24 protein-coding genes are annotated in these 22,509 nt (G+C 60.7%); 19 read left to right on the top strand and 5 right to left on the bottom strand.

The features are described 5' to 3' along the window. The first annotated feature begins 91 nt into the window (after positions 1-91). From pdxS to C7T36_RS20870, 3 genes are read left to right on the top strand one after another with little or no spacing between them, the layout of a single operon-like run. Positions 92-1,000, top strand: a complete 909-nt coding sequence (gene pdxS / locus C7T36_RS20860; protein ID WP_033234706.1) for a pyridoxal 5'-phosphate synthase lyase subunit PdxS — start codon at positions 92-94, stop codon at positions 998-1,000. A gap of 27 nt (positions 1,001-1,027) precedes the next feature. Continuing rightward, on the top strand, positions 1,028-1,690 hold the full coding sequence (locus C7T36_RS20865) for an AzlC family ABC transporter permease (RefSeq protein ID WP_239654719.1): 663 nt from the start codon (positions 1,028-1,030) through the stop codon (positions 1,688-1,690). Beyond that, positions 1,687-1,995: an AzlD domain-containing protein gene (locus C7T36_RS20870; RefSeq protein ID WP_045067480.1), complete on the top strand. Its 309-nt coding sequence runs from the start codon at positions 1,687-1,689 to the stop codon at positions 1,993-1,995. The genes C7T36_RS20865 and C7T36_RS20870 overlap by 4 nt, the downstream gene beginning before the upstream one ends. 36 nt (positions 1,996-2,031) lie before the next feature. Here the strand turns inward: C7T36_RS20870 and C7T36_RS20875 are convergent, their stop codons facing one another. From C7T36_RS20875 to C7T36_RS20880, 3 genes are all read right to left on the bottom strand, one after another. Next, positions 2,032-2,220: a hypothetical protein gene (locus C7T36_RS20875; protein WP_045067969.1), complete on the bottom strand. Its 189-nt coding sequence runs from the start codon at positions 2,218-2,220 to the stop codon at positions 2,032-2,034. Positions 2,221-2,344: 124 nt separating this feature from the next. After that, entirely contained in the window at positions 2,345-2,485 is a 141-nt protein-coding gene (locus C7T36_RS30205; protein WP_162487743.1) for a hypothetical protein, read from the bottom strand. Positions 2,486-2,545: 60 nt separating this feature from the next. After that, positions 2,546-2,815 (bottom strand): Rho termination factor N-terminal domain-containing protein, encoded by a 270-nt coding sequence (locus C7T36_RS20880; RefSeq protein ID WP_045067483.1) that lies wholly within the window; start codon positions 2,813-2,815, stop codon positions 2,546-2,548. A 307-nt stretch (positions 2,816-3,122) separates the two neighbouring features. On the opposite strand from C7T36_RS20880, the gene C7T36_RS30610 reads away from it, so the two are divergent. Further along, on the top strand, positions 3,123-3,425 hold the full coding sequence (locus C7T36_RS30610) for a uracil-DNA glycosylase family protein (protein ID WP_239654749.1): 303 nt from the start codon (positions 3,123-3,125) through the stop codon (positions 3,423-3,425). A gap of 8 nt (positions 3,426-3,433) precedes the next feature. Here the strand turns inward: C7T36_RS30610 and C7T36_RS20890 are convergent, their stop codons facing one another. Continuing rightward, entirely contained in the window at positions 3,434-4,372 is a 939-nt protein-coding gene (locus tag C7T36_RS20890; protein WP_045067486.1) for a LysR family transcriptional regulator, read from the bottom strand. Positions 4,373-4,491: 119 nt separating this feature from the next. Between C7T36_RS20890 and C7T36_RS20895 the strand changes: the two genes are divergently transcribed. The 5 genes from C7T36_RS20895 (at position 4,492) to C7T36_RS20920 (ending at position 9,814) form a co-directional block, all read left to right on the top strand. Beyond that, a complete protein-coding gene (locus C7T36_RS20895; RefSeq protein ID WP_045067488.1) occupies positions 4,492-5,739 on the top strand; it encodes an MFS transporter in 1,248 nt (415 codons plus the stop codon). Positions 5,740-5,989: 250 nt separating this feature from the next. Beyond that, a complete protein-coding gene (locus C7T36_RS20900; RefSeq protein WP_045067489.1) occupies positions 5,990-6,856 on the top strand; it encodes an amidohydrolase family protein in 867 nt (288 codons plus the stop codon). Between the two features lie 49 nt (positions 6,857-6,905). Continuing rightward, positions 6,906-7,490: a TetR family transcriptional regulator gene (locus C7T36_RS20905; RefSeq protein WP_084702864.1), complete on the top strand. Its 585-nt coding sequence runs from the start codon at positions 6,906-6,908 to the stop codon at positions 7,488-7,490. 323 nt (positions 7,491-7,813) lie between these two features. After that, positions 7,814-8,662, top strand: a complete 849-nt coding sequence (locus tag C7T36_RS20915; protein WP_045067491.1) for an SDR family oxidoreductase — start codon at positions 7,814-7,816, stop codon at positions 8,660-8,662. Between the two features lie 63 nt (positions 8,663-8,725). Beyond that, positions 8,726-9,814, top strand: a complete 1,089-nt coding sequence (locus C7T36_RS20920; RefSeq protein WP_230590163.1) for an alpha/beta fold hydrolase — start codon at positions 8,726-8,728, stop codon at positions 9,812-9,814. A 38-nt stretch (positions 9,815-9,852) separates the two neighbouring features. Here the strand turns inward: C7T36_RS20920 and C7T36_RS20925 are convergent, their stop codons facing one another. Then, a complete protein-coding gene (locus C7T36_RS20925) occupies positions 9,853-11,475 on the bottom strand; it encodes an NAD(P)/FAD-dependent oxidoreductase (RefSeq protein ID WP_052683519.1) in 1,623 nt (540 codons plus the stop codon). 113 nt (positions 11,476-11,588) lie between these two features. On the opposite strand from C7T36_RS20925, the gene C7T36_RS20930 reads away from it, so the two are divergent. The 10 genes from C7T36_RS20930 to C7T36_RS20975 all read left to right on the top strand — a co-directional run bounded on the left by C7T36_RS20930 (position 11,589) and on the right by C7T36_RS20975 (position 22,508). Then, complete coding sequence (locus tag C7T36_RS20930; protein WP_045067492.1) at positions 11,589-12,206, top strand: TetR/AcrR family transcriptional regulator; 618 nt, start codon at positions 11,589-11,591, stop codon at positions 12,204-12,206. A gap of 100 nt (positions 12,207-12,306) precedes the next feature. Then, positions 12,307-13,284, top strand: coding sequence for an alpha/beta hydrolase (locus C7T36_RS20935; RefSeq protein WP_239654720.1), 978 nt, complete (start codon positions 12,307-12,309; stop codon positions 13,282-13,284). Then, positions 13,277-15,010 (top strand): amidohydrolase family protein, encoded by a 1,734-nt coding sequence (locus tag C7T36_RS20940; protein ID WP_045067495.1) that lies wholly within the window; start codon positions 13,277-13,279, stop codon positions 15,008-15,010. Before C7T36_RS20935 ends, C7T36_RS20940 begins: the two co-directional genes overlap by 8 nt. Before the next feature lie 40 nt (positions 15,011-15,050). Continuing rightward, positions 15,051-16,664, top strand: a complete 1,614-nt coding sequence (locus C7T36_RS20945; RefSeq protein ID WP_033234694.1) for an ABC transporter substrate-binding protein — start codon at positions 15,051-15,053, stop codon at positions 16,662-16,664. 109 nt (positions 16,665-16,773) lie between these two features. Continuing rightward, positions 16,774-17,760, top strand: coding sequence for a DUF2332 domain-containing protein (locus C7T36_RS20950; RefSeq protein WP_258190629.1), 987 nt, complete (start codon positions 16,774-16,776; stop codon positions 17,758-17,760). Between the two features lie 68 nt (positions 17,761-17,828). Next, a complete protein-coding gene (locus C7T36_RS20955) occupies positions 17,829-19,070 on the top strand; it encodes an MFS transporter (protein WP_045067497.1) in 1,242 nt (413 codons plus the stop codon). Continuing rightward, a complete protein-coding gene (locus C7T36_RS20960) occupies positions 19,067-20,278 on the top strand; it encodes an LLM class flavin-dependent oxidoreductase (protein ID WP_052683520.1) in 1,212 nt (403 codons plus the stop codon). The genes C7T36_RS20955 and C7T36_RS20960 overlap by 4 nt, the downstream gene beginning before the upstream one ends. Next, positions 20,275-20,655, top strand: coding sequence for a MerR family transcriptional regulator (locus C7T36_RS20965; RefSeq protein WP_033234693.1), 381 nt, complete (start codon positions 20,275-20,277; stop codon positions 20,653-20,655). The genes C7T36_RS20960 and C7T36_RS20965 overlap by 4 nt, the downstream gene beginning before the upstream one ends. A gap of 87 nt (positions 20,656-20,742) precedes the next feature. Continuing rightward, positions 20,743-21,168, top strand: coding sequence for a hypothetical protein (locus C7T36_RS20970; RefSeq protein WP_033234969.1), 426 nt, complete (start codon positions 20,743-20,745; stop codon positions 21,166-21,168). Between the two features lie 134 nt (positions 21,169-21,302). Beyond that, entirely contained in the window at positions 21,303-22,508 is a 1,206-nt protein-coding gene (locus C7T36_RS20975) for a DUF2254 family protein (RefSeq protein ID WP_052683521.1), read from the top strand. Position 22,509: the final 1 nt, after the last annotated feature.

Here is a 22,509-nt window from a genome sequence, read left to right on the forward strand (position 1 = left end):
CCAGCAATGGCAAATTGGCTACGGAATCAAAGGCCGGTTCGTTCTACAGTTCTGGGGTTCGATCATCACGCCACTATTGCAGGAGTTTGCTGTGAGCACCCCCGATTCCGCCCCCACCACTGCCGTTGGCACCGCACGCGTCAAGCGCGGTATGGCCGAGATGCTCAAGGGTGGTGTGATCATGGACGTGGTCACCGCCGAGCAGGCCAAGATCGCCGAAGACGCCGGCGCTGTAGCTGTCATGGCACTCGAGCGCGTCCCCGCAGACATTCGCGCCCAGGGCGGCGTCTCGCGTATGAGCGATCCGGACATGATCGACAGCATCATCTCCACCGTCAGCATCCCCGTCATGGCGAAGGCGCGTATCGGCCACTTCGTCGAAGCGCAGATCCTGCAGAGCCTCGGCGTCGACTACATCGACGAGTCCGAAGTTCTCACCCCGGCCGACTACGCCAACCACATCGACAAGTGGAAGTTCACGGCTCCTTTCGTTTGTGGTGCTACCAACCTCGGTGAAGCACTGCGTCGTATCAACGAAGGTGCGGCCATGATCCGCTCCAAGGGTGAAGCCGGCACCGGAGACGTCTCCAACGCCACCACCCACATGCGCACCATCCGCGCGGAGATCCGTCGTCTCACCTCGCTCAGCGAGGACGAGCTGTACGTCGCGGCAAAGGAATTGCAGGCTCCGTACGAGCTCGTCGTCGAGGTTGCCAAGGCCGGCAAGCTTCCCGTCACCATGTTCACCGCCGGTGGCATCGCCACCCCGGCCGACGCCGCGATGATGATGCAGCTCGGCGCCGAGGGCGTGTTTGTCGGATCGGGCATCTTCAAGTCCGGTAACCCGCAGCAGCGTGCCGAGGCCATCGTCAAGGCCACGACGTTCTTCGACGACCCGGACGTGCTGGCCAAGGTTTCTCGCGGTCTGGGCGAAGCAATGGTCGGCATCAACGTCGACGACCTGCCCGTCGGACATCGTCTCGCCGAGCGCGGTTGGTGATTTTTTCCAGGGCGGTAATCTGACTTGGTGCCTGATCGTCAATCCCTTGCGGCTCTACTCCCGTTGGGATTGGCGATGGCGTTGGTCGGTGCCTCGTTCGGAGCGGTTGCGGTAGCGGCGGGGGTGTCGTTGCCGCAGGTTATTGCTCTGTCGGGCATCGTCTACGCGGGCGGAGCTCAGTTTCTCGTGGTGGCGGCGGTGGTTGCAGGTGCAGCCCCCGCCGCTGTCGTTTTTGGTGGGCTGCTTCTCAACGCGCGTCACCTGCCGTACGGATTGGTGCTTGCCGACGTTCTGCGGGGGAGTTGGCGCTCACGCATCTTCGGCGCGCACCTGATGACCGACGAAGCCACGGCTTTCACCACAGCGGAGCTTGCGTCGCACGGTGACGTGGCTCGTGCCCGCAAGACGTTCTTCGCTGCGGGAATCACGCTGTTTCTTGCGTGGAATATCGGTACCGCGATCGGCGCAGTCGGCGGCAATCTTCTGGGCGATCCCAACGCGCTCGGTATCGACGCGGCATTTCCGGCAGCACTGCTGGCGCTCACCGCCGGAGCGTGGCGAGACCGGCTCGACCGCCGGGTTGCGTTGCTGGGGGCGGCCATTGCGGTGGTTCTGACGCCCGTGTTGCCTGCCGGTCTCGGCGTCATCGCCGGCTTGCTCGGTTTGATCGCTGCGGGCCGTAACCGATGAGTTGGTGGATCATCGGCCTGATTGCCTTGGGAACCTTTGGCTTTCGTATTTCCGGCCCACTGTTGCGGGATCGAATTCATCTCAGTCCGGGGGCGGTACGCATGCTCGGGTTGGGCGCAACCGCACTGTTGGTATCGCTGGCCGCTACGCAGACCGTGTACTCCGGTGACGGTTTTGCCGGGTGGGCGCGGGTGCTCGGTGTTGCTGTCGCAGGCGTACTGATTTGGCGCCGTGCACCATTCGTGGTGATTGTGGTGGGCGCAGCTGCGACGACGGCGGTGCTGAGGGTAGTGGGGGTGGCCTGAATCAGAGGTCGGCTGTCGGGCTATTTTCAGGCCGGCTTACTCGGACGCTGAATCGGAGTCGTCGGTGTCCGAGGTAGAGATGGTCTCCTCGTGATCGAACGATCCTTCCGGCCGGTCGACGGGTCCGCCGCCAGGCTCGTTCGAACCGGTATCGCGAGAGCCAGGTTCGCCTCGCTCGGATTGAGGTTCCTCGGAGAGATGCTCACCGGGTGCATTATTTGTCATGACCGTCCTCTCGACTTCGTGATCGAACTCCGGAACGATCACATCGGAGTGCATATAAGGCGACAAGTCCTCGCTATCCAGTCAACGCGGGCACAATATCGAAGTCAACGCCTCGAAGTCTGGATCACTGCAGGACCTTCTCGCGAAGTTCATCGTCGAGAGATGCCCGGATCAACGCTGCTGCGAGGCGTGCGGTCTCGTTGCTGCCGACTAGAGAGGCAAGTTTGTCGGCGCCGACCGGTCCGATGCCACTGAATTTTTCCAACAGCGATTTGGGACTCCCGCGATGTCGTAGTTGCCATGGGATTGGGTACCGTTCGCACTGTCAGTGGTTGCGGAGCGAATCGATCAGTTCGCTCTTCTTCATCGAGGAGTAGCCGGACAGCCCGATTTCCTTGGCGCGCTTTTTCAGTTCCGTCACCGTGCGGTCCTCGTAGTTCTCTGCCTCACCGCCCTTTCTGCCGACGTTTCCACGCCCGCGACTGGCAGCGGCGTTCGATATTCGTGCGGCTTTCTCCTTGGATTCGCCCTTGTCGCGCAGGTCCTCGTACAGTTCCTGGTCTTTGAGATGGGGATCGGATCCCTTGCGAGGCATGGCGGTGCTCTCCTACCGAGTTGGGATGTGTTCGCTTTCGGTGTACCCGTCGCCAGGTGTGAAAAACCACCGATTGGTGCCATTACGACACGCTTTCGGAGTGATGATTGTTGTTGCTGTTCAGGGGAATACGAAACCATGGTCGCCGACAATCGAGCACCGAGAGCAATCGGGGCACAGGAGTTTGTACCGGACAGTCGTAGTATTTTCTACGCTGAGAGCGGCGTCAGCCGACTGTCGTGGGTGTCAGGTTTTCCATGCGGCGCAGCAGACTGTCCTCGGACAAGGAAGGCGTTCTGTGACGGTCATGCTGGTCGGTGAACAGCCCGGGGGCCAGGAGGACCGTGCGGGCAAGCCCTTTGTCGGGGCGGCAGGCAAAATCTTGCACCAGGCGCTCGATTCCGCGCAGATCGAGATGGATACGGTCTACATCAGCAACGCCGCACATCGCCAGGAGGAACTGCATCTTGGTGATGACATTCCGGTTTCGCGCGACCCGGCCGTGTTTGCGACGATTCATCCCTCCGCGATACTTCGTGGACCGCCGGAGCAACGTCGCAGTGTTTTCGACGCCTTCGTGCGTGACTTCGAGGTAGCCGTGGCGCACTAGGATCGCAGTCATTGCGGCGCCGACGTTGCCCAGGATGGACGCCATACCGCTTCCGGGAGCGGTGTCAGGTTTCCGAAGTGCTTGATGATCGCCGCTAGTGAAGGGTGTGGATTCGCGGTGCGGAGAATGAGCGAAAGCGGATATGCGAGAGTTGGATTCACGATCGGTATGCGGCGCAGGTCGTAGTTAGTCGGCCAGATGTAGCGGTCGCGCGCACCGACGAGAGTGGCCACGTCCGCGGAGTCCGCGAGGGTCTCGAGAAGGACTTCGTCGCCGAAGTGCGGGCCGGTGGCGTCGATGCGTAAGTCGAATTCGGTGGCGAGCTGATCGTAGAACTCACCCCATTCGGTGCGGGGCGCGATACCCGGTACCCAGATCCGATGCCGGCGCAGCTGAGGTGGCGTCAGTGTTCGCGAGGAGGCAAGTGGATGTCGTGGTCCGACAAGGAGTTCCAATGGGGAATCGAAAGCGTGAATCGTGCGCACGTCGTGCGGCAACATCGTCGGATCTGTCACGGTGCGGAACGTGGCGTCGATCTCGCCCGCTTCGACGGCGGCGACGGCTACGCGCGGGTCGTTGACTCTGAGAGTCACTACGTCGAGATTGATCTCGGGATGTGACCGCCAGTAATCGTGCAGAATTACGGCCTGCGCGCTACGCAGGCCGAGAACGTCGATTCGAAGTGCCCGCGAACCTGGTCGGACTGCAGTGATGGCGCGCTCGACTCCAGTGACGATGTCCCGCGCATGCGGGAGAAATGCTTGACCATCAAGCGTCAGCTCGACTCCGCGGGCGGTACGGGTGAACAACCGAACTTCCAGCTCGCGTTCCAGGGCGGCGATACGCTTCGAGACGGCTTGTTGTGTCACACCCAGCTCGTTGGCTGCATGTTGCAGCTGTCCGAGCTCTGCCGCCCGTACGAATGATCGCACTGCTTCGGTATCCATTCACCCAGCCTATTCATGCACAACTGATCGTTGTGGCTCGCCGACTGTCGGTTGTTTGATCGTGCGTCGGTACAGCTGGTGTGATTCATGCCGACGTCGGCGTTGCAAAGGGGAGTTGTATGCGGGTGGACTTGGGGCGCAGTTTCGGCTGGCTGTGGACGGCCTACGCCATCAGCACCTACGGCACGTGGCTTGCCTTCGGAGCGTTCGCCCTCATTGCTGTGCAAGTGCTGCACTCATCGGCATTTGCAGTCGCGCTCCTGGGATCGGCGGGACTTGCCGTTGCCGCGATCGTTGCGTTCCCGCTCGGGCCGTGGGTCGAGCGCAGGGCAAAACGGCCGGTGATGATCGCGACGGACCTGGCCCGATTCTTCGCAATGGCGAGTATTCCGATCGCGTATTTCTTCGACATCCTGACCTATGGGCAACTGCTGGTTGTCTCGGTTGTCTCCGGAACCGCAGGTATCGTCTTCTCTGCCGCTTCGGGCGCATATCTGAAACATGTCGTTCGCAGCGATCACCTCCTTGTCGCAAACGGAAGATTTGAAGGCACGAGTTGGGTGGCAACCGCGGCGGGGCCGCCCCTTGGCGGCGCGCTCATCGGACTGCTCGGTCCAGTCGTCACAGTCGCGGCCGACGCCTTCAGCTTTCTGCTGTCCGCTCTCGGGGTTCTCCGCATTCGTGGCGACGACGTCGAGGCGCCTGGAGGCGCGCCCACCAGAGTGCGCGCCACTGACCTGTTGAACGGCTGGCGGCACATTCACGCCGACCGCGTCCTACAACGTCTGTTTCTCAATTCCGTGATAGTCAGTGGCCTGATCATGGCAACCAGCCCCCTCCTGGCCGTCCTCCTTCTCGGTCAATACCATTTCCCCGCTTGGCAATACGGTCTTGCGTTCGGCATCCCAGCACTCGGGGGTTTCGCGGGTGCCCGCCTTTCCGCGCCACTCGTCGCTCGGTACGGGCGCTACCGCGTTATGATCGTCTCCGGTTGGCTGCGCTCGATCTTCCCGCTCGGCCTCGCGTTCACCCAACCCGGCGTCGCCGGACTTATCACGGTGATTATCGTTGAGGGCCTGTTGATCACGTGTATGGGCATCTTCAATCCCATTAATGCGACCGAACGCTTGCAGCGCACTTCTGCCGATCACGCCGCGCAGGTCCTCACCACATGGAGCGTCAGCAGCAAACTCGCCCAGGCGACGCTCATGTTGGTGTGGGGCGTGCTCGCGACACTCACCAGTCCGCTGGCCGGGATCACGATGGCAGGCCTTCTCCTACTTGCCGCCCCGCTCCTGTTGCCTCAACGGGCACATATGACCGCACCCGAGGCTGGTGTGTCGGGTAAAGGCGTCCGGGCAGGATGACTCACTCAGGCGTGGCGTCCATGATCTAGAACAATATTTCAGGTCTTTGCAAATGCGCGATGCGCTGGTCGGTCAGAACATGATGTATCACCGGCATCCGAATCAGCATATTATCTGTATATTTCGTGATCCGGCGGCGATGGACATCTACGCGACCAAGCTCTACTCTGAGGCTCACTAATAGATAGAACACAGTTTCATTTCTCGAATTCGATTTGGTAGGTGAACCGACGGCGGAGGAGTCGCAAGTATGGCGTCGTACGAGGACATTCCGATCATCGACACTCTCATTGGCTTCCGTGAAGCCGGTGGGCACGAGTACGACTTCATCACCAAGCAGACCAAGGACCGGGAAAGTCGGGAGTCGTTCGAGTTTCCGGCCGAGTACATGTTCAAAGGTGTGCCCAAGGAATTGCCCACCGACGACCCGGTGTCGGTGACGTTGCGTGAGATGGACAAGCACGGTATCGAGATCGGTATGGTTACCGTGGCGACAGAGTCGGGTAGGACTGCAGTGCAACGGTTCCCCGACCGTTTTGTGCCACAAGGCTCCGCTGTGGACCCCAACGACATCATGGGCACCCTGTCGACAATGACGCGTGAGTACGAGGAATTTGGCATCAGATCGGTGAGTTCGTTTGCCGCTGGCACCTTTCCGCAGGTGGCTCTCAACGCGCCCCAGATGTATCCGATCTACGCGAAGTGCGTCGAACTCGATATCCCGATCTTTGCGTGCGCCGGTATCGCGGGGCCGCGATTGAAATCTGCTGTGCAGCATGTGGAACTCATCGACGACGTGATGTTCGATTTCCCCGATTTGGTGTTCGTCACCAGGCACGGCTGTGAACCGTGGGAGGAATTGGCAGTCAAGCTGATGCTGAAGTGGCCGAACTTGTACTACTCGACGTCGGCTTTCGCGCCGAAGCACTACCCCAAGGCGATAGTCGATTACGCAAACTCGCGTGGCGCCGACAAGATCATCTATGCGGGCTACTTTCCGGCCGGCTTGACGTTGGACCGCATCTTCGCAGACATGCCGCATGTGCCGTTCAACGAGGATGTGTGGCCGAAGTTCCTGCATCTGAACGCCCGCAAGGTTCTGAAGTTGAAGGAGTGATCGCACGGTGACCGATGCATCTGTCGCCTTTCCGCTGAACCCAGACGACATGACGACGTCCCAGCTCGAACGTCGTAAGGCGCTCACCGACACTGTTATCGAGATGCTCGCCGATATGAGCCCGGACAAGGTCCAGATGCGCGAGGTTTCCGAACGGTCGGGCGTCGCGCTCGGAACGGTGTACCGCTATTTCCCGGCCAAACAGCAACTCTTGGCGGCGTCGATAGTTGCGTGGAACGACATCCTCGCCGATCGGCTTGCACGTGAACAAGCGAGTGGACGTGCGCGGTATGGCGGCCACGACTCAGTCCTTGATCGAGTCCTCGACCTGTATCGCCGCCAGATGAAGGCATTCCACCGCCGGCCCCACTTTGCGCGGCTCGAGGTCGACATGCAGACGTCGGACGACCCTTACGTTCGGGACACGATGGACGAGCGAGCCGCCGCCAACCGCTCGGTGATTTTCGGACTGATGGACGGAGTCCCGGCTGAGTTGGCTCGTCTGGCGTCGCTTTCCATTGGCAGTGTGATGCTTAATTCGTTGATCTTGTGGACCACTGGTCGCATCGGCTATCCAGAGGCGCTGCGCAATGTGGAGGAGATCTGTCGACTGGTCTTGCGCGATTACTCCTAGAGATGCGTCGTTTACGGGATCTGGGGAATCGGGTCCGGTGGATAGGGGTTGGGCGGCGTTGGAGTCGGGGGTACCGGCGGTGGCGTCGGCGGTACGGGTTCCGGCGCTGGCGGGATTGGTTCAGGCACGGGGTTCGGCGGAACCGGATCGGGCCCGGTACCCGACGGGGTGTTGTACGCCAACGCAAAAGGATCGATCATGCCGGTCGTGTTCCCCAATACTCCGTTCGCCAACCCTGAGGTGGGTTTCGGGTTTCAGTGTTGGACTCGCCGGGTAGCTGATCGCTGGCAGCGCGAACAGCAGCACAACGAGAGGGGCTTGTGATGAGTGAGCATCCGCGCGAGCGAATCGAATACCCCGGGCACACCGGCGACATGAGTGAAAAACCCCGCGACGAGATGAACGGTTACGTCGGGCGGGGCCTGCTCGACGGCAAGCGTGCGTTGATCACAGGTGGCGATTCCGGTATCGGAAGGGCTGTGGCTGTTGCATTTGCCAAGGAAGGAGCCGATGTCGCGATTGCCTATCTCGAGGAAGACGCCGACGCCCATCACACCGCCGCACTTGTTGCGCATCAAGGCAGAAAGTGTCATCTGATGCGGGGCGACCTCGCGGATCCGTACCACTGCAATGATGTGGTCGGGCAGACGGTGGACGTGCTGGGAGGCTTGAATATCCTCGTCAACAATGTTGCCTACCAACAACCTGTCGATGACTTCGTCGAGCTGTCGGACGAGCAGTGGCGTCGGACCTTCGCGGTGAACATCGACAGCTATTTCCACGTCAGCAAGGCAGCGGTTCCCCATCTGAGAGGCGGTGGGTCGATCATCAACACGGCGTCGATCAACGGCCTGCGCGGAAATAAGAGCTTGATCGACTACTCGGCGACCAAGGGGGCCGTCATTGCGCTGACGTACTCACTGTCCCAGTCGTTGCGTGAGCGATCGATTCGCGTCAATTGTGTTGCCCCTGGCCCGGTATGGACGCCGCTGATACCGGCGACATTGGACAAGGACAAGGTGGAGTCTTTTGGTCAACAGGCACCGTACGGGCGGGCAGCCCAGCCGGACGAGATCGCACCCTCGTACGTGTTCTTTGCCTCGGAAACTATGTCGTCTTATTACTCCGGGGAGGTGCTTGCGCCGATCGGCGGAGAAACGCTGCCCGGTTGACGGCAAATTCCGACAATTGCCTTCTGCCTGATCTCCAGAAGCGGCGTCGGCTAGGTTAGTCGTGTGGGGGACACCAGGGGAACTGATCCAATTGTCGTCGAGCCGCAATCGCAGGAGCAGGTCGGTGATTCGACGGGCCGTAAGCCGCGGCGGCGATTCCTTCGCGTGGTGCGATGGATCTGCGTCTCCGTGCTCGCGATAGTTGTTGGTGCTGTTGCGATCTCGACCATCAATCATCGGTGGCAAACTCCACGGGACAAGCAAGCCATCGAGGCGCTGATCGGTCCCTCGCACCGTTACGTCGAGGTGGACGGACATCGGATGAGCGTTGCGATTCAAGGCTCCGGCCCACGTACCATCGTCCTCATGCCAGGTCTGGGTACACCTGAGCCGATCCTCGATTTTGCGCCCCTCGCACGACGCCTCGCTGAGGCGAACACGGTGGTTACCGTCGAAAACTTCGGGTTGGGACTCAGTGACGGCACAGACGCACCGCGAACCAGCGAAGCAATCGTCGACGAGACCCGTTCTGCGCTGAGTGCCCTGGGGTTGAACGGACCCTATGTTCTTATGCCGCATTCCCTTTCCGGTCTGTACGCGATGTGGTGGGTTACCAACCATCCTGACGAGGTGGCCGCGGTAGTAGGAGTCGACGACGAGCGATATACGTCCGAACTTGCCGAAGGTGCGCCGGAGTGGCCGGGCTGGATGTCTACGGTCACGGCGCTCGGCGGGGTACGGGACTTGATCTACTTGGATATGAATACCGATTACCTGGGGCTCGCGGCCGACTACCGAGAAAGTCTCGGCGACGCCGCCGAATATACCCCTGAGCAGCAAGAACTCTATTTGCGTTCCTACTCGTGGGTATTGAATTCAACGATGCTCGCCGAGACCGCGCACGAAGCTGAGAATGTACGAGGCGTCGAGGGCGCTACCTTGCCTCCGACTATGCCGGCCATGTCTATTCTCGCGTCGTCGTCACTCACAGCCGACCCGGAATGGGAGTCGTCGCACCGCGCGGCAATTACCAACCCGTCGATTCAGCGGGTCGAAATATTGGACGGCCACCACTACCTGTTTCACGCAAACGCGTCCGAGATTGCCGACATGACCCAGCAGTTTCTGGACGAACACGTCCAGCCTCGGTGAGCAAGCAATTCAGGACGTAGCGCCGTCGCTATACACAGCTACGCGAGTTCGGGGGTGGTTGTGAACCCGCGGTAATTGTCGGCGGCGATTTGAGTACAGAGGTTTCGATAGTTTCCGACGCCGCCGAGATATGGCATGAAAATTCTCGGTTTGCCGGGAACATTGGCGCCGAGATACCACGAATCCGCTTGCATATAGAGACTATCCGCGGCAATGGAGGTCACGTGGTCTACCCACTGCTCTTGAGCGGCATGGGTAGCTTCGGCGAACTGCGTGCCGACGCGGCGCATATGGTCGATGTAGTCCACTACCCACTCGACGTGCTGTTCGATCGAGACCACGACGTTGGACAAGACCGAGGGGCTGCCTGGTCCGGTGAGGACAAACATGTTGGGGAAGCCCGCAACCGCAACGCCGAGATACGTGCGTGGCCCAGCCGCCCAGGTCTCGCGTAGTGCTATGCCATCTCGCCCGCGGATGTCGATGGCGTTCAACGCGCCGGTCATGGCGTCGAATCCCGTGGCGTAGACGATCATGTCGAGTTCGTGCAGTCCCGCTGAGGTCTGGATTCCCTCGGGCACAATGTGCTCGATCGGTGCGGCGCGGAGGTCCGCCAGCGTGACGTTGTCGCGGTTGAAAGTCTCGTAATAGTCGGTTCCGATGCACAACCGCTTCGAACCCAATGGATACCCCTTGGGGCACAGTGCCTCTGCCGTAGTGGGATCTTCGACTGTATCGCGGATCTTCGATCGTACGAATTCAGCGGCGGTCTCGTTGGCGTCGACGCTGATCATGATGTCGCCGAAGGTGTTCTGGAAGGCGATTCCGCCGCCGGCCCAGCGGCTCTCGTATTCCTTGTCACGGACTTCCGGTGCGGTTTCGAGTGCCAGTCCGACGGGCGGCGGGAGAATCCAGCCACCGTGGGATTCACGCAGGTTCTGGCGGCGGGTGGGGTAGTCGGCCTTGATCTCGTCGAGTTCGTCGGGTCCGAGTGGCCGGTTGCGCGCTGGGATGACAAATCCCGGGGTCCGCTGGAACACGGTGAGGTGTTCGGCCTGCTCGGCGATGAGCGGGATCGCCTGTACCCCGGACGATCCGGTACCGATGACGCCCACGCGCTTACCCGTGAACTCGACGCCCTGAGACGGCCAGTGTCCGGTGTGATGGACCACGCCGCGGAAATCCTGCTGGCCGGCTAATTCTGGCATTCGCGCGGATGAGAGTGCACCGGTTGCCATGACGACCCACCGACCGGTGACGGAATCTCCGTCGTCGGTCGTGATCGTCCACAATCCCGCCGTTTCGTCGAAATCGGCTGATGTCACACGAGTTCCGAATGTGATCTCCTTGCGCAGGTCGAATCGATCGGCGACGTGCTCGAGATACGAGAGAATCTCAGGCTGCGCGGGGAAGCGTTCTGTCCAGATCCATTCCTGCTGAAGGTCGTCGTCGAACGAATACGAGTAGTCGGCGCTGTCGACATCGCACCGGGCGCCGGGGTAGCGGTTCCAGAACCAGGTTCCGCCGACGCTGCTACCTGCTTCGAACCCTCGAACGGAGAGGCCTCGTTGCCGAAGGCTATGCAGCGCATAGAGGCCGGCGAATCCGGCGCCCACGACAATTGCGTCGCAATCTGGAGTCTGCGGAGGGTTGTTCAGCATGGGGACTGCCTCGATTCACGGTGAGGGGCGGGGACGAAGGGATGTGCCAGTAGCATCAGTGCAGGCTGTGAGTACGCCGCACGCTGTTCGGATGTAACGGGAGGAATGCAAACGTGGACGCAGGGCCCAACGACAGGCCGGCGCAATTGGATCCTGCGTCGTTGCCCAAAGGTCAACAGGCGCGGCGCCAACACATCATCGATGTCGCCGGCGAGTTGTTGGTTGCGGACGAGTTCGAGCGCATCCAAATCCGGGATGTTGCAGAGGGTTCCGGTGTTGCGCTCGGAACTGTATATCGGTATTTCACGTCCAAGGAGCACCTGTATGCGGCGGTGTTGCGAGACTGGTCGGCGACGGATCCGATCAAGCACGGAAACCCGGTTGATACGTCCCGCCCGCCCGCTGAACGGATACGGGTGCGCTTGCACCACTCGGTCCGTCGGTTCGAGGAGTATCCGAGTTTTCTTCGTTTGCAAAGCACACTCCGTCAGTCGACGGATCCGATTGTGTCCGAGATCTTTGCCGAATTCTCCGACCAGGTGCTGATCTCGTATCGCGCGCAACTTGCCGATCTGCCCGCGGGCGACGCTGCGGACATCGTGTCGATTGTGACCGCTGTGTTGACTCATCAGTTGGTACTTTTCGGATTGGGACGTCAGGAAGCCGCCGAGGTTCATCGACTGCTCGATCGCACTGTCGACATGATTTTTTCGTTGAACGGCACGGTCTGAGCGAAGGCGGCGTTCGACGCTCGTAAACACAGCCGCACGCCGACTCGCGATTTTGATGTGACCGTTGTCATATTCACAGACTAGAGTTAGATTCTAGTTCATGACAAGTGGTGTGCAGGAGCGAAGTGCGTTGGATCCGGCATTTCAGGCCGTCGCGGACGCGGCGTCGGGGGCAGGGCTTCCGCCGATGGTTGAGCTGTCTCCAGCGGATGCGCGTGAGCGGATACGAGGTGCGCTGCAGGCCTGCGCACCTGGGCCCGAGGTGGCGTCGATCGAAACGCATGCAGTAGGTGACGGGGTTTCGGTGCGGATCTACCGGCCGGTGGACGAGACACACGCCGGTACCGTCGTGCATTTCCATGGCGGCGGTTGGGTCACCGGGGATTTCGATTACGCGGACCCGATGTGCCGGCTGCTCGCCGTGACTGCTGGCGTCCCGGTAGTGAGCGTGGATTACCGGCTGGCACCGGAACACCCGTTCCCGGCCGCCGTTGATGATGCGTTGACGGTGCTGCGCTGGGTCGCTTCAGAATCCGAAGGGCTGGATCCACGGATTGTCGTCACGGGTGACAGCGCCGGCGGCAATCTCGCAGCGGTGAGCGCGCAATTGATGCGGTCCGATGACGCCGTCAACCTTCTGGGGCAGGTCCTCATCTATCCGGTGGTGGACGCCGATCTGACGCGGGATTCCTACGTCGCCAACTCAGGAGTGTTCCTCGGTGCACGGGAGATGGGATGGTTTCTCGATCATTACTGCCCCGACGTGGACGCCCGGACCTCGCCCGATCTTGCACCGATTCGCGCAGCGGACCTGTCCGGGCTGCCGCCGGCCGTCGTAGTTGTCGGTGGACACGATCCGTTGCTGGACGAGGGCCTCGAATATGCCGAGCGGCTGCGCGGTTCCGGGGTGCCCGTCGAGGTGCAGCACCTCCCAAGCCTGCCGCACGGATTTCTCCAGTTCACGGCTGTATCGGCGGCTGCGGCAGCGGCCGCTGCCGCAGTCGCAGCAGCAACAGCGCGTTTGTTCGAAGGCGTTGCCCAGCAGTCCGATTCGACGGAGGCAGTAGACCATGCATGATCTGGTGATTCGCGGTGGGACCGTTGTGGACGGAACGGGCAGCGTGCCGCGGCGGGCAGACGTGGCTGTCGACGGCGGCACGATCACCGTCGTCGGTGAGGTACCCCAGGCAGGGCGTCGTGAGATCGACGCGTCCGGAAAGCTTGTCACCCCCGGTTTTGTCGACATCCACACGCATTACGACGGACAGGTCACGTGGGACACGTTGTTGACACCGTCGTCGTTGCACGGCGTCACCACCGTGGTGATGGGTAACTGTGGAGTTGGCTTTGCACCCGTCAAACCCGAGCAGCGCGACTGGCTGATCAGCTTGATGGAAGGCGTTGAGGACATTCCCGGAAGTGTTCTCGCTGAAGGGATGAGCTGGAACTGGGAGTCTTTTCCCGACTATCTCGACGCGATCGATACGCCGCATGCCATCGACTTTGCCGCGCAACTGCCACACGGCGCACTTCGCACGTATGTAATGGGGGAGCGCGGAGGTGACCATCTGGCCCGGCCGACCGACGCTGAAATGGACCGGATGCGTGACCTTGTTGCCGAGGCAGTCGAGGCTGGTGCGCTCGGTTGGTCGACGTCGCGGTCTGCGGTGCACAAGACGTCTGCCGGCGAGCCGACGCCCAGTCTGACGGCGTCTCGGGAGGAGTTGACCGGGCTGGCACATGGTCTGGCGAAGGCGGGGGCCGGTGTCATCGACTTCATCTCCGATTTCATGGACGAACCTGAGGAGATGGAGTTTGTCAGCGCCATAGTCGAGGCAGCGCAGCGGCCGATGTCCGTGTCCATCGTCCAGAGCGACCGGGCGCCGGACAAGTGGCGGTCGCTGCTGGATGGGCTGGCGGAAGTCTCTGCGCAACAGAATATTCCGATCACCGGCCAGGTGGCACCGAGAGCTGTCGGAGTCATGCTCGGCTGGGAGCTGAGCTGGCATCCGTTCATGGCGTATCCCAGCTACGAGGCGCTCGCGGATCTTTCTCGTGAGGAGAGAGTGGTGCAGCTGTCTCGCCCCGAGGTCAAAGCGGCTCTTCTGGCGGAGAATCCGGTAACGGACAGTGAGTTCGTGCAGAGACTCTCGACCAAGTTCGAGAGCGTCTACCTTCTCGGCGACCCGCCCAACTACGAACCGGGACCGAATGATTCGGTCGCTGCGCTTGCTGAGCGTTCCGGTGTGTCGCCGGTCGAGGTTGCCTACGATGCGATGATGGCGCAAGACGGTCGTGGTCTGCTGTATTTCCCGATGCTCAACTACGCGGGTGGGAATTTGGATGCCGTCCGCGAGATGCTCGCTCGGCCGGATACCGTGCCGGCGCTCGGTGACGGTGGTGCGCATTGCGGCGCTATCTGCGACGCAAGCTTTCCGACAACACTGCTCACGCACTGGGGTCGTGACCACCGGAACCCCGAATTATTGTTTCCCATCGAGTGGTTGATCAAGCGGCACACCGTAGACACAGCCGCGGTGGTTGGTCTACTGGACCGCGGTCAGGTACTGCCGGGGTACCGGGCGGACCTGAACGTGATCGATTTCGACCGGCTACAGGCTGACCAACCGGAAGTGCTGTACGACTTGCCAACCGGTGGTCGTCGGTTGATGCAAACCGCGACCGGCTATGTCGCAACTGTTGTCGCGGGTGAAGTTGTCTTCGAGGAGGGCGAGCACACCGGCGCCCTACCAGGACGACTGGTGCGTGGCGCTCGGCCGATTCCCGAATCAATCACGCGCTGAACGGTATATCCTCCCGAACACCCTAGGAAAGAAGGTCTACATGCGTCGTAGTTCATTCGCTCGTGCCGCGACCACGTTCACTGCTCTGGCGGCGGCGACTGTGCTTGTTGCAGGCTGTGCCGGCGGCGGATCGGGTTCGGAGACCGATACGTCGGACGTGACGACCGGACTGGTCGGCGATCAGGGGGACGGAGGTGAACCGACGTCTGGTGGAACGCTGTCCTTTGCGACGTACAACGGCGTCAGCAGCCTCGATCCAGCCGACCGGCAGGATGGCGGTGCGACCGGCGGCAACGAAATGGCCGCGATCTACGACCTCCTCGTGCGGTACGACCCCGAAACGAAGGCGTTCGAACCGCAACTCGCACAATCGCTCGAAGCCAACGGAGACAACAGCGTCTGGACGTTGACGCTTCGCGACGGAGCGAAGTTCAGCGACGGGACACCGGTTGACGGCGCCGCGGTGCTGTGGAGCATCAACCACTATCTGGAGAAGAAGGGGACCCACACGCAGGTGTGGAAGGCAACCGTTGCCGACGTACAGTCGCCCGATCCGGCTACCGTCGTCTTCACGTTGAAGCAGCCGTGGAACGAGTTCCCGATCATGTTCACCACCGGTCCCGGGATGATCGTGGCACCGTCGTCGATGACAACAGGAGCATTCGCGCCGATCGGAGCGGGCCCCTTCGTCGTCGAGAAGTTCGCCTCTCAGGATGAACTGGTGCTCGCGGCCAACCCCGCGTACTGGAACGGCAAGCCGAATCTCGACACATTGCGCTTCCCGGCGATCGTCAGTGAGCAGGCCAAACTCGACGCCCTGCACACCGGTGGTGTCCAGGCCGCATACCTACGAGGCGCGGAGGTTGTTCATAACGCTCTGAGCGCGGGAGACGTGGGATACGTCTACACCGTGAATATGGGCGGTGTCGGCAACATCAATCAGCGTGAGGGACGAGCGGCGTCCGACGTCCGGGTTCGTAAGGCGATCGTGGCGGCATTCAACCCCGATACGTTCAACGAGCGGGTCGAAGCCGGCTACGGAATGCCCGGCAGCGATATGTTCCAGTCGTGGTCGCGGTGGCACGGATCCGTCGCCGGAAACGGGTACGACCCCGAGGCTGCAAAGAAGTTCCTGGGCGAAGCAAAGGCGGACGGATACGACGGCAAGCTCACCTATGTGGGCTTGAACGACCCGGCCACCCAGCGCAGTGCGCTGGCGTTCCAGGCAATGCTGCAGGCCGTCGGATTCACGGTCGAGATCGTGTACACGACCAGCATCAACGACCTCGTGAAAACCATGTACGCCCAACATGATTACGACATCGGGTATGCAGGCTTCAACGTGCTCGACGAATCGCCGTTCGTCCGGATGTACGGCAACCTGTACAGCGAATCGTCGTCGAATGTGATCGGGTACAAGAACGCGACCATGGATTCCCTTCTGATCGAGATGCAATCGGCGCCGACCGACGAAGATCGCACGAAAGTGATCGAGAAAATCCAGACCCTTGTCAACGAGACGGCTCCCATGCTGGTCGTCAACACGGGTAAGTACTTCATTCCGTGGAGCAAGAACGTCTACGGAATCACGCCGAGCGCCGACGGCATCATGCTGTTCGGAAACGCTTGGATCACACCTGATTCGACGTCGTAGGAAAGCGAGATGCGGGGCCGCTCAGTGGGGAATCCACTCGGCGGCCCCGTCGTTCTTGTTCAGCGTGATCGAAAACCTTCCCGAACCCCACCACGTTCGGTAGACATCGATGGTGGACACTTCGCTCTGGTACCGATCATTCGCGGAAGTGGAAGCGCGAGGAAATTCGGCGATCTACGAGGACTGGGGTTTCGGGGTCTCACAGGACCCAGCGGTCCTCGCCCTCATCGATCGACTTCCAGAACCCCGACGGCAACCGAACCTGGTCTTCGGCGCCAGCCGTCATCTCGGTGCCCCGATAGCTCCGTACGAGTCGTTTCGTCGGTGGGTGAGTGCGCACTGGTTCGAGGTCGAACAACTCGCACGCACCCGGACTACCCAGACCAACGAAACGGGTCGCGACGCCGTGCTGCTTCCCGTCCTCGGACTGTTGAAGGGTCCGTTCGCCCTGATAGAGGTCGGCGCGTCCGCTGGCCTGTGTCTGTATCCGGACCGGTACAGCTACCTCTACGACGGCAACCGGTATCTGCATCCGGTAGACGGTCCGTCCACGGTGCTGCTCGAATGTGCGACGACCGGAAATCCGCCGATTCCGCAAAAGGCCCCAGAAGTGGTGTACCGGGCGGGCATCGACCTCAATCCACTCGATGTGACCAACGCCGACGACGTGAGTTGGTTGGCGAGTCTCGTGTGGCCCGAGCAGAAGCATCGCAGACAGCGATTGCGAGACGCTGCCGCCCTCGCTCGAGAGGATCCGCCACATCTGATTCGCGGTGATCTCAATTCCACTATTGCGGACCTCGTCGAGCAGACACCTCGAGGCACAACTGTGGTGGTCTTTCACAGTGCTGTTCTCAGCTATCTCGCCCCGTCGGATCGAGCGGCGTTCGTGGACACTGTGGGTTCGCTTCCATGTCACTGGATTGCCAATGAGGGGGTCGGAGTCCTTCCGGCCATCGACAACCGGTTGACGACGTCAACGCAGACGCGTCGCGGTAAGTTTGTCGTCTCTCTCGACGGTGTACCTCATGGGTTAGCCGGTGCCCATGGCCAGTTTCTCGACTGGACGAACGAAACTCACACGGCATCACATTGATTGGCTCGCGATCCGATACGCGTGGAATGCTTGACCCTCACATTGATGTGAGGGTTGACAATCGGTCCATGGCAGATGACATCGCTTCACAGCAACAAGTTCTCGGCACCAACCAACGTCTTCCGGACAAGCTTCCGAGAGTCCCGCTACTGGCCTTGTTCGCGTGCGTCTTCATCACCAGCCTGACGGAGACTCTCCCGGCTGGAGTGCTACCCGCAATCAGTGACAGTCTCGATGTCAGTGAATCCGCTGCCGGGCAGACGATCATGGTCTACGCGCTGGGAACGGCGCTGACGACGGTTCCTCTGGTTGCAGCGACGGCGTCATGGTCCCGGAAAGTGCTACTGCTGAGTGCGATTCTCGGGTTTGCGGTCGCCAACACCGTCACCGCATTTTCTTCCGACTATGTTCTGACGATGACCGCTCGCTTTGTCGCGGGAGTTGCTGCGGGGATTGCGTGGGCGTTGCTTGCCGGGTACGCCAGAAGTCTTGCCCCGAAACATCTCGAGGGCCGCGCCATCGCGGTGGCTATGGCAGGAATTCCGCTGGCTCTGGCGTTCGGCGTTCCGTTCGGAACATTCTTGGGAAACGCCGCCGGGTGGCGTGCGCCGTTCTATCTCATGTCGGGTCTGGCTGTTGCGTTACTCGTTGCGATCGGGTTGACAGTTCCGGATCGTCCTGGCCGGCCGCGAAACCGGAAACAGCGGAGCATGTTCGGGGCCGCACGAATCCCCGGTGTCGACGCGGTTCTGATCGTGACCTTCACTGTGGTGTTGGGGCACACGATCATGTACGCGTACATTGCCCCGTTCCTCGAGGCGATCGGTATGGGAGGCGATACCGACCTCATTCTATTGGCGTTCGGAGTGGCATGCCTGATCAGCATTGTTGTTGTAGGTCAACATATTCACACGAAGCTTCGGACCTTCTCCGTGGTCAGTGCCGTCTCGATTGCAGTTGCCGCAACCGTTCTGGCCGTCACTACCGAGGATTCACTGCTCGTCTATGTCGCTGCCGCAATATGGGGCCTGGGGTGGGGAGGAATTCCGACTCTGCTGCAAACGTCGGCAGCGGTTGCCGCAGGCTCGCATGCAGACGACGCTCAGGCACTTCTTACAACGCTGTGGAATGGTGCTATGGCTGCAGGAGCGGTGTTGGGCGGAGTTCTACTGACCCTCAACGGCGCTCGATCTCTGCCGTGGTGGACGGTGACCCTCGCCCTACTCTCCGTAGTGATCATATTGACCGCTCGCGGTGGCGGGTTCCGATCTCCCGCACACATCCATCAGGAAGATCAGGTTCACATATGAACGCACCACAGTCCCACCGCTTACCCATAATCGGCATCGCTTTGGAACCTGCCGGATGGCATCCAGCGGCGTGGCGACTACAGGGTCACACGCCGACCGAACTGTTCACTGCTCCGTATTGGTTGGCGTTGTTGCGTGACATCGATGCATCCGTCGTAGATTTCGTGACCTTCGAGGAATCGATCGGGCTTCAGTCGTCGGACTTCCGGACAATGGACGGCAAAGAAGACCAGGTGCGCGGCCGACTGTCGCCGGTCGCACTGACCGCGCTGGCCGTATTCGGAACGCAGCAACTCGGCGTGATTGCCGCGAGAAACCTCACTCACAGTGAGCCATACAGTATCGCCACCGAAATAGCATCGCTCAACGTCCTGAGCGGAGGCAGAGTCGGGCTTCGTGCCCAGATCACTTCGCGAAGCATCGACACACATCATTTCGTTCGCCCACAGCCCGTTCCGGAACTGAAAGAGTCCGACATCTACTTTCCCGAGAAGATCGGAACCCGACTGGCACCAGTTTTCTCGAAAGCTACCGAGTCGATTGAGATACTCCGAGCACTGTGGTCGACATGGACGGAAGACGCACTCTTGGACGGGACGGACGGACGATTCGTCGATGTCAACAAGATCTCGGCCCAGCCAATCACGACCGCGACCTACGACATCGCAGGCCCACTCGGCGTCCCGGTCACCACGGCTATGCAACCCGTCGTTCTCGCGTTGGCACATCACGCCAACGTCCCCTACAAGTTGGCGACCGCGGCAGCCGACGTGATTCTGGTGACGCCGACTCCGAGCGCGAACGGGGTCTCCATCGGCGACGTATTGAACGCTGTGGAAACTGAATGCACTGCAGTGCAACGAGACTTGATCGCTAGACCGCTGACTATCCTGGTGGATCTTGTCGTCTTCCTCGGTGCGACTCGCCACGAGGCAGTGACCATGAAGAGGGCACTCGACGAACTGTCAGGCGCACCGTATTCGTCGGACACCGAAATATTTGTCGGTTCGGTGGGTGAACTCGTCCGTCGGATCGAAGAGCTTGTGGCAGCTGGTGCAGACGGTGCGCGACTACGGCCGGCGGTGAACGGCTCGGATATCCCACTCGTCCTTCAGCAACTCGGCTTAGTGTTCGGATCGAATCGCCTGACCGGCACGCTGCGTGAGCGCCTGCACCTCGGTTCGCTCGAAACATCCTCAACTACATGAAGATAGGCGAGCTTTCGACGGCCACGCGGGTATCTCGGCGGCTGTTGCGCTACTACGAGGAACAAAGCCTGATCGCTCCGAGACGATCCGAAAACAGCTACCGGGACTACGACGAACGTATGGTCGATCGGGTTTTCCAGATACGAGGGCTGTTGGAGATGGGATTTCCGACGCGAGTGATTCGGCAGATCCTTCCGTGTCTGGATCAAGAACGCGTCATCCATATGAATGATGTAACACCGGAGATGCTGGCGATGCTCGAGGCGGAAGCGTCCGGGCTGGACGAGAAGATTCACTTTCTCGTCAAGAATCGCGACGCGATCCGTGAGTACATTGCGGACGTGCGGCAGCGACATACCGTTCCAACCAATACATGAGTGTGGGTTCACCCGTTCGGGGTGATGTTCGCCCTACTGAATCTCGGGAAACTGTTCACACGCTATTCTGCCGATGAAGGGGACGTCATGACTGCTCCGAACCAAGCTCCCGCGAACCATCCTGTCCGACAGGGCTTTGCGATTGGTACTACGGTAGCGGCGGCTGCCCTGCTGTTTGTCGCAGGTGTCGTTGCTCTCCTGCAAGGTATCGCTGCTCTCGCCGACAACAATATCGTAGTGGTCGGAACCAACTACGCGTTCAAATTCGACGTCACGACGTGGGGTTGGATACATATCATCCTCGGAATCATCGGCATTGCGGTGTCGTTGGGGCTGTTCGTGGGACAGACATGGGCCCGCGGGATGGCCTTTGTCATCGCAGCGCTCTCGATCGTGGCCAATTTCCTGTGGCTGCCGTACTACCCACTGTGGTCGATCGTGATCATTGCGCTCGATGTCGTGGTGATCTGGGCAGTTGCGACCTGGCGGCCCGACGCTACAAAAACGATCTGATCAGCTCACCGGTGTACCCCAGATCCGCCTCATCGGCTCGTCGGGCATCTCGAGGGTTGCGGTATCACGCCAACAGCACCAGGGGGCGGGCAATGCTCGAGAGTGAGCTTCGATGACTTCGAGCGGATAGGGCGATGAGCAAGCCGGTCGAGCATGGATTTATTCGCGGACGCCGTCGGTGGCGAGCGGGGTTGAGCCAGCTTGTTTCGATCTTTGCCGGTGTGAGTTTGGGTCTTTTGATGCCACTCGTCGAATTCGGGCCAACAGTCCCAGCCCGCCAGGTGACCGATATGTTGGTTGCGGTAGGGCTGGGATTGCTGGGTTCCATCGCGGTTATATTCTCGTTGCTGTTTCTTGTTGTACAGTGGGCAGCAACAACTTTCACACCCCGGCTGACGCTGTTCCGCGACGATCCGATCGTGTGGCGAACCTTCGCTTTCGCGGTGGGGCAGGCCGTATTCTCCATCACCGCAGCACTCGCCATCGGCAACCGCGCCCGAGTTTCCGTGGTCGTTCCCATTATCGCGGTACTACTCCTGCTCGCCATGCTGGCATTTCTGCGAGCGCTTCAGATTCACTCTTTTGCCGCTATCCAGCTGGCACCGGTTCTGAAATCGATAGGCAGTCGGGGCCGCGCAGTCCTTGGCGCGTACTACAGCACGAGGGGTTCGGAATCACCGTCACCGCCATTGGCGCTGCCTGCCGATCACACAACCATCATATGGCCCAACCCGCCAGCCGTGCTGCATGAGATCATCATCGACGATTTGCTCGAGGCAGCGACAGTTGCTCAGGTAGTCGTCGTTCTTCAGGTCATGCAAGGCGATACACTGCTGTACGGTGCGTCCGTTGCCGACGTACATCGTGGGTCACTCTCGGCACCAACATTTCTCGATGCTCTGGTCACTGGCCACGAACGCACATTCGACGGTGACCCGTTACTCGCGCTCCGGCTCTTGGCAGACATCGCTCTGAGAGCCCTGTCTCCGGCCGTCAACGATCCGGCCACCGCGGTGCAAGCTCTAGACGAAATCGAAGATCTGCTTACCCGCGTGGCGTCTGTCGACACCGCGCCGACATACATCACCGACTCTTCCGGGCACGTCCGAGTAGTGCTGTCTCGCCCAACTCTGGACGACTATGTCCAGATCGGGCTCGATGACGTGATCGCCAGCGCCACTACGTCACCCATGACCGTCGATCGGCTCCGCGCACTGTTGATGCGGCTTACGACCCACTGCCGACCCGAACATGCCGCGATGCTCGAAGCCCGACTCAACCGGATCAACGGTCTTGACGGTCCTCTGTCGCCCTTCGATACCGTCGGAAAATCTCAGTGAG

Source organism: Rhodococcus sp. AD45-ID, assembly GCF_003023755.1.
GTDB classification, from domain to species: domain Bacteria; phylum Actinomycetota; class Actinomycetes; order Mycobacteriales; family Mycobacteriaceae; genus Rhodococcus_F; species Rhodococcus_F globerula.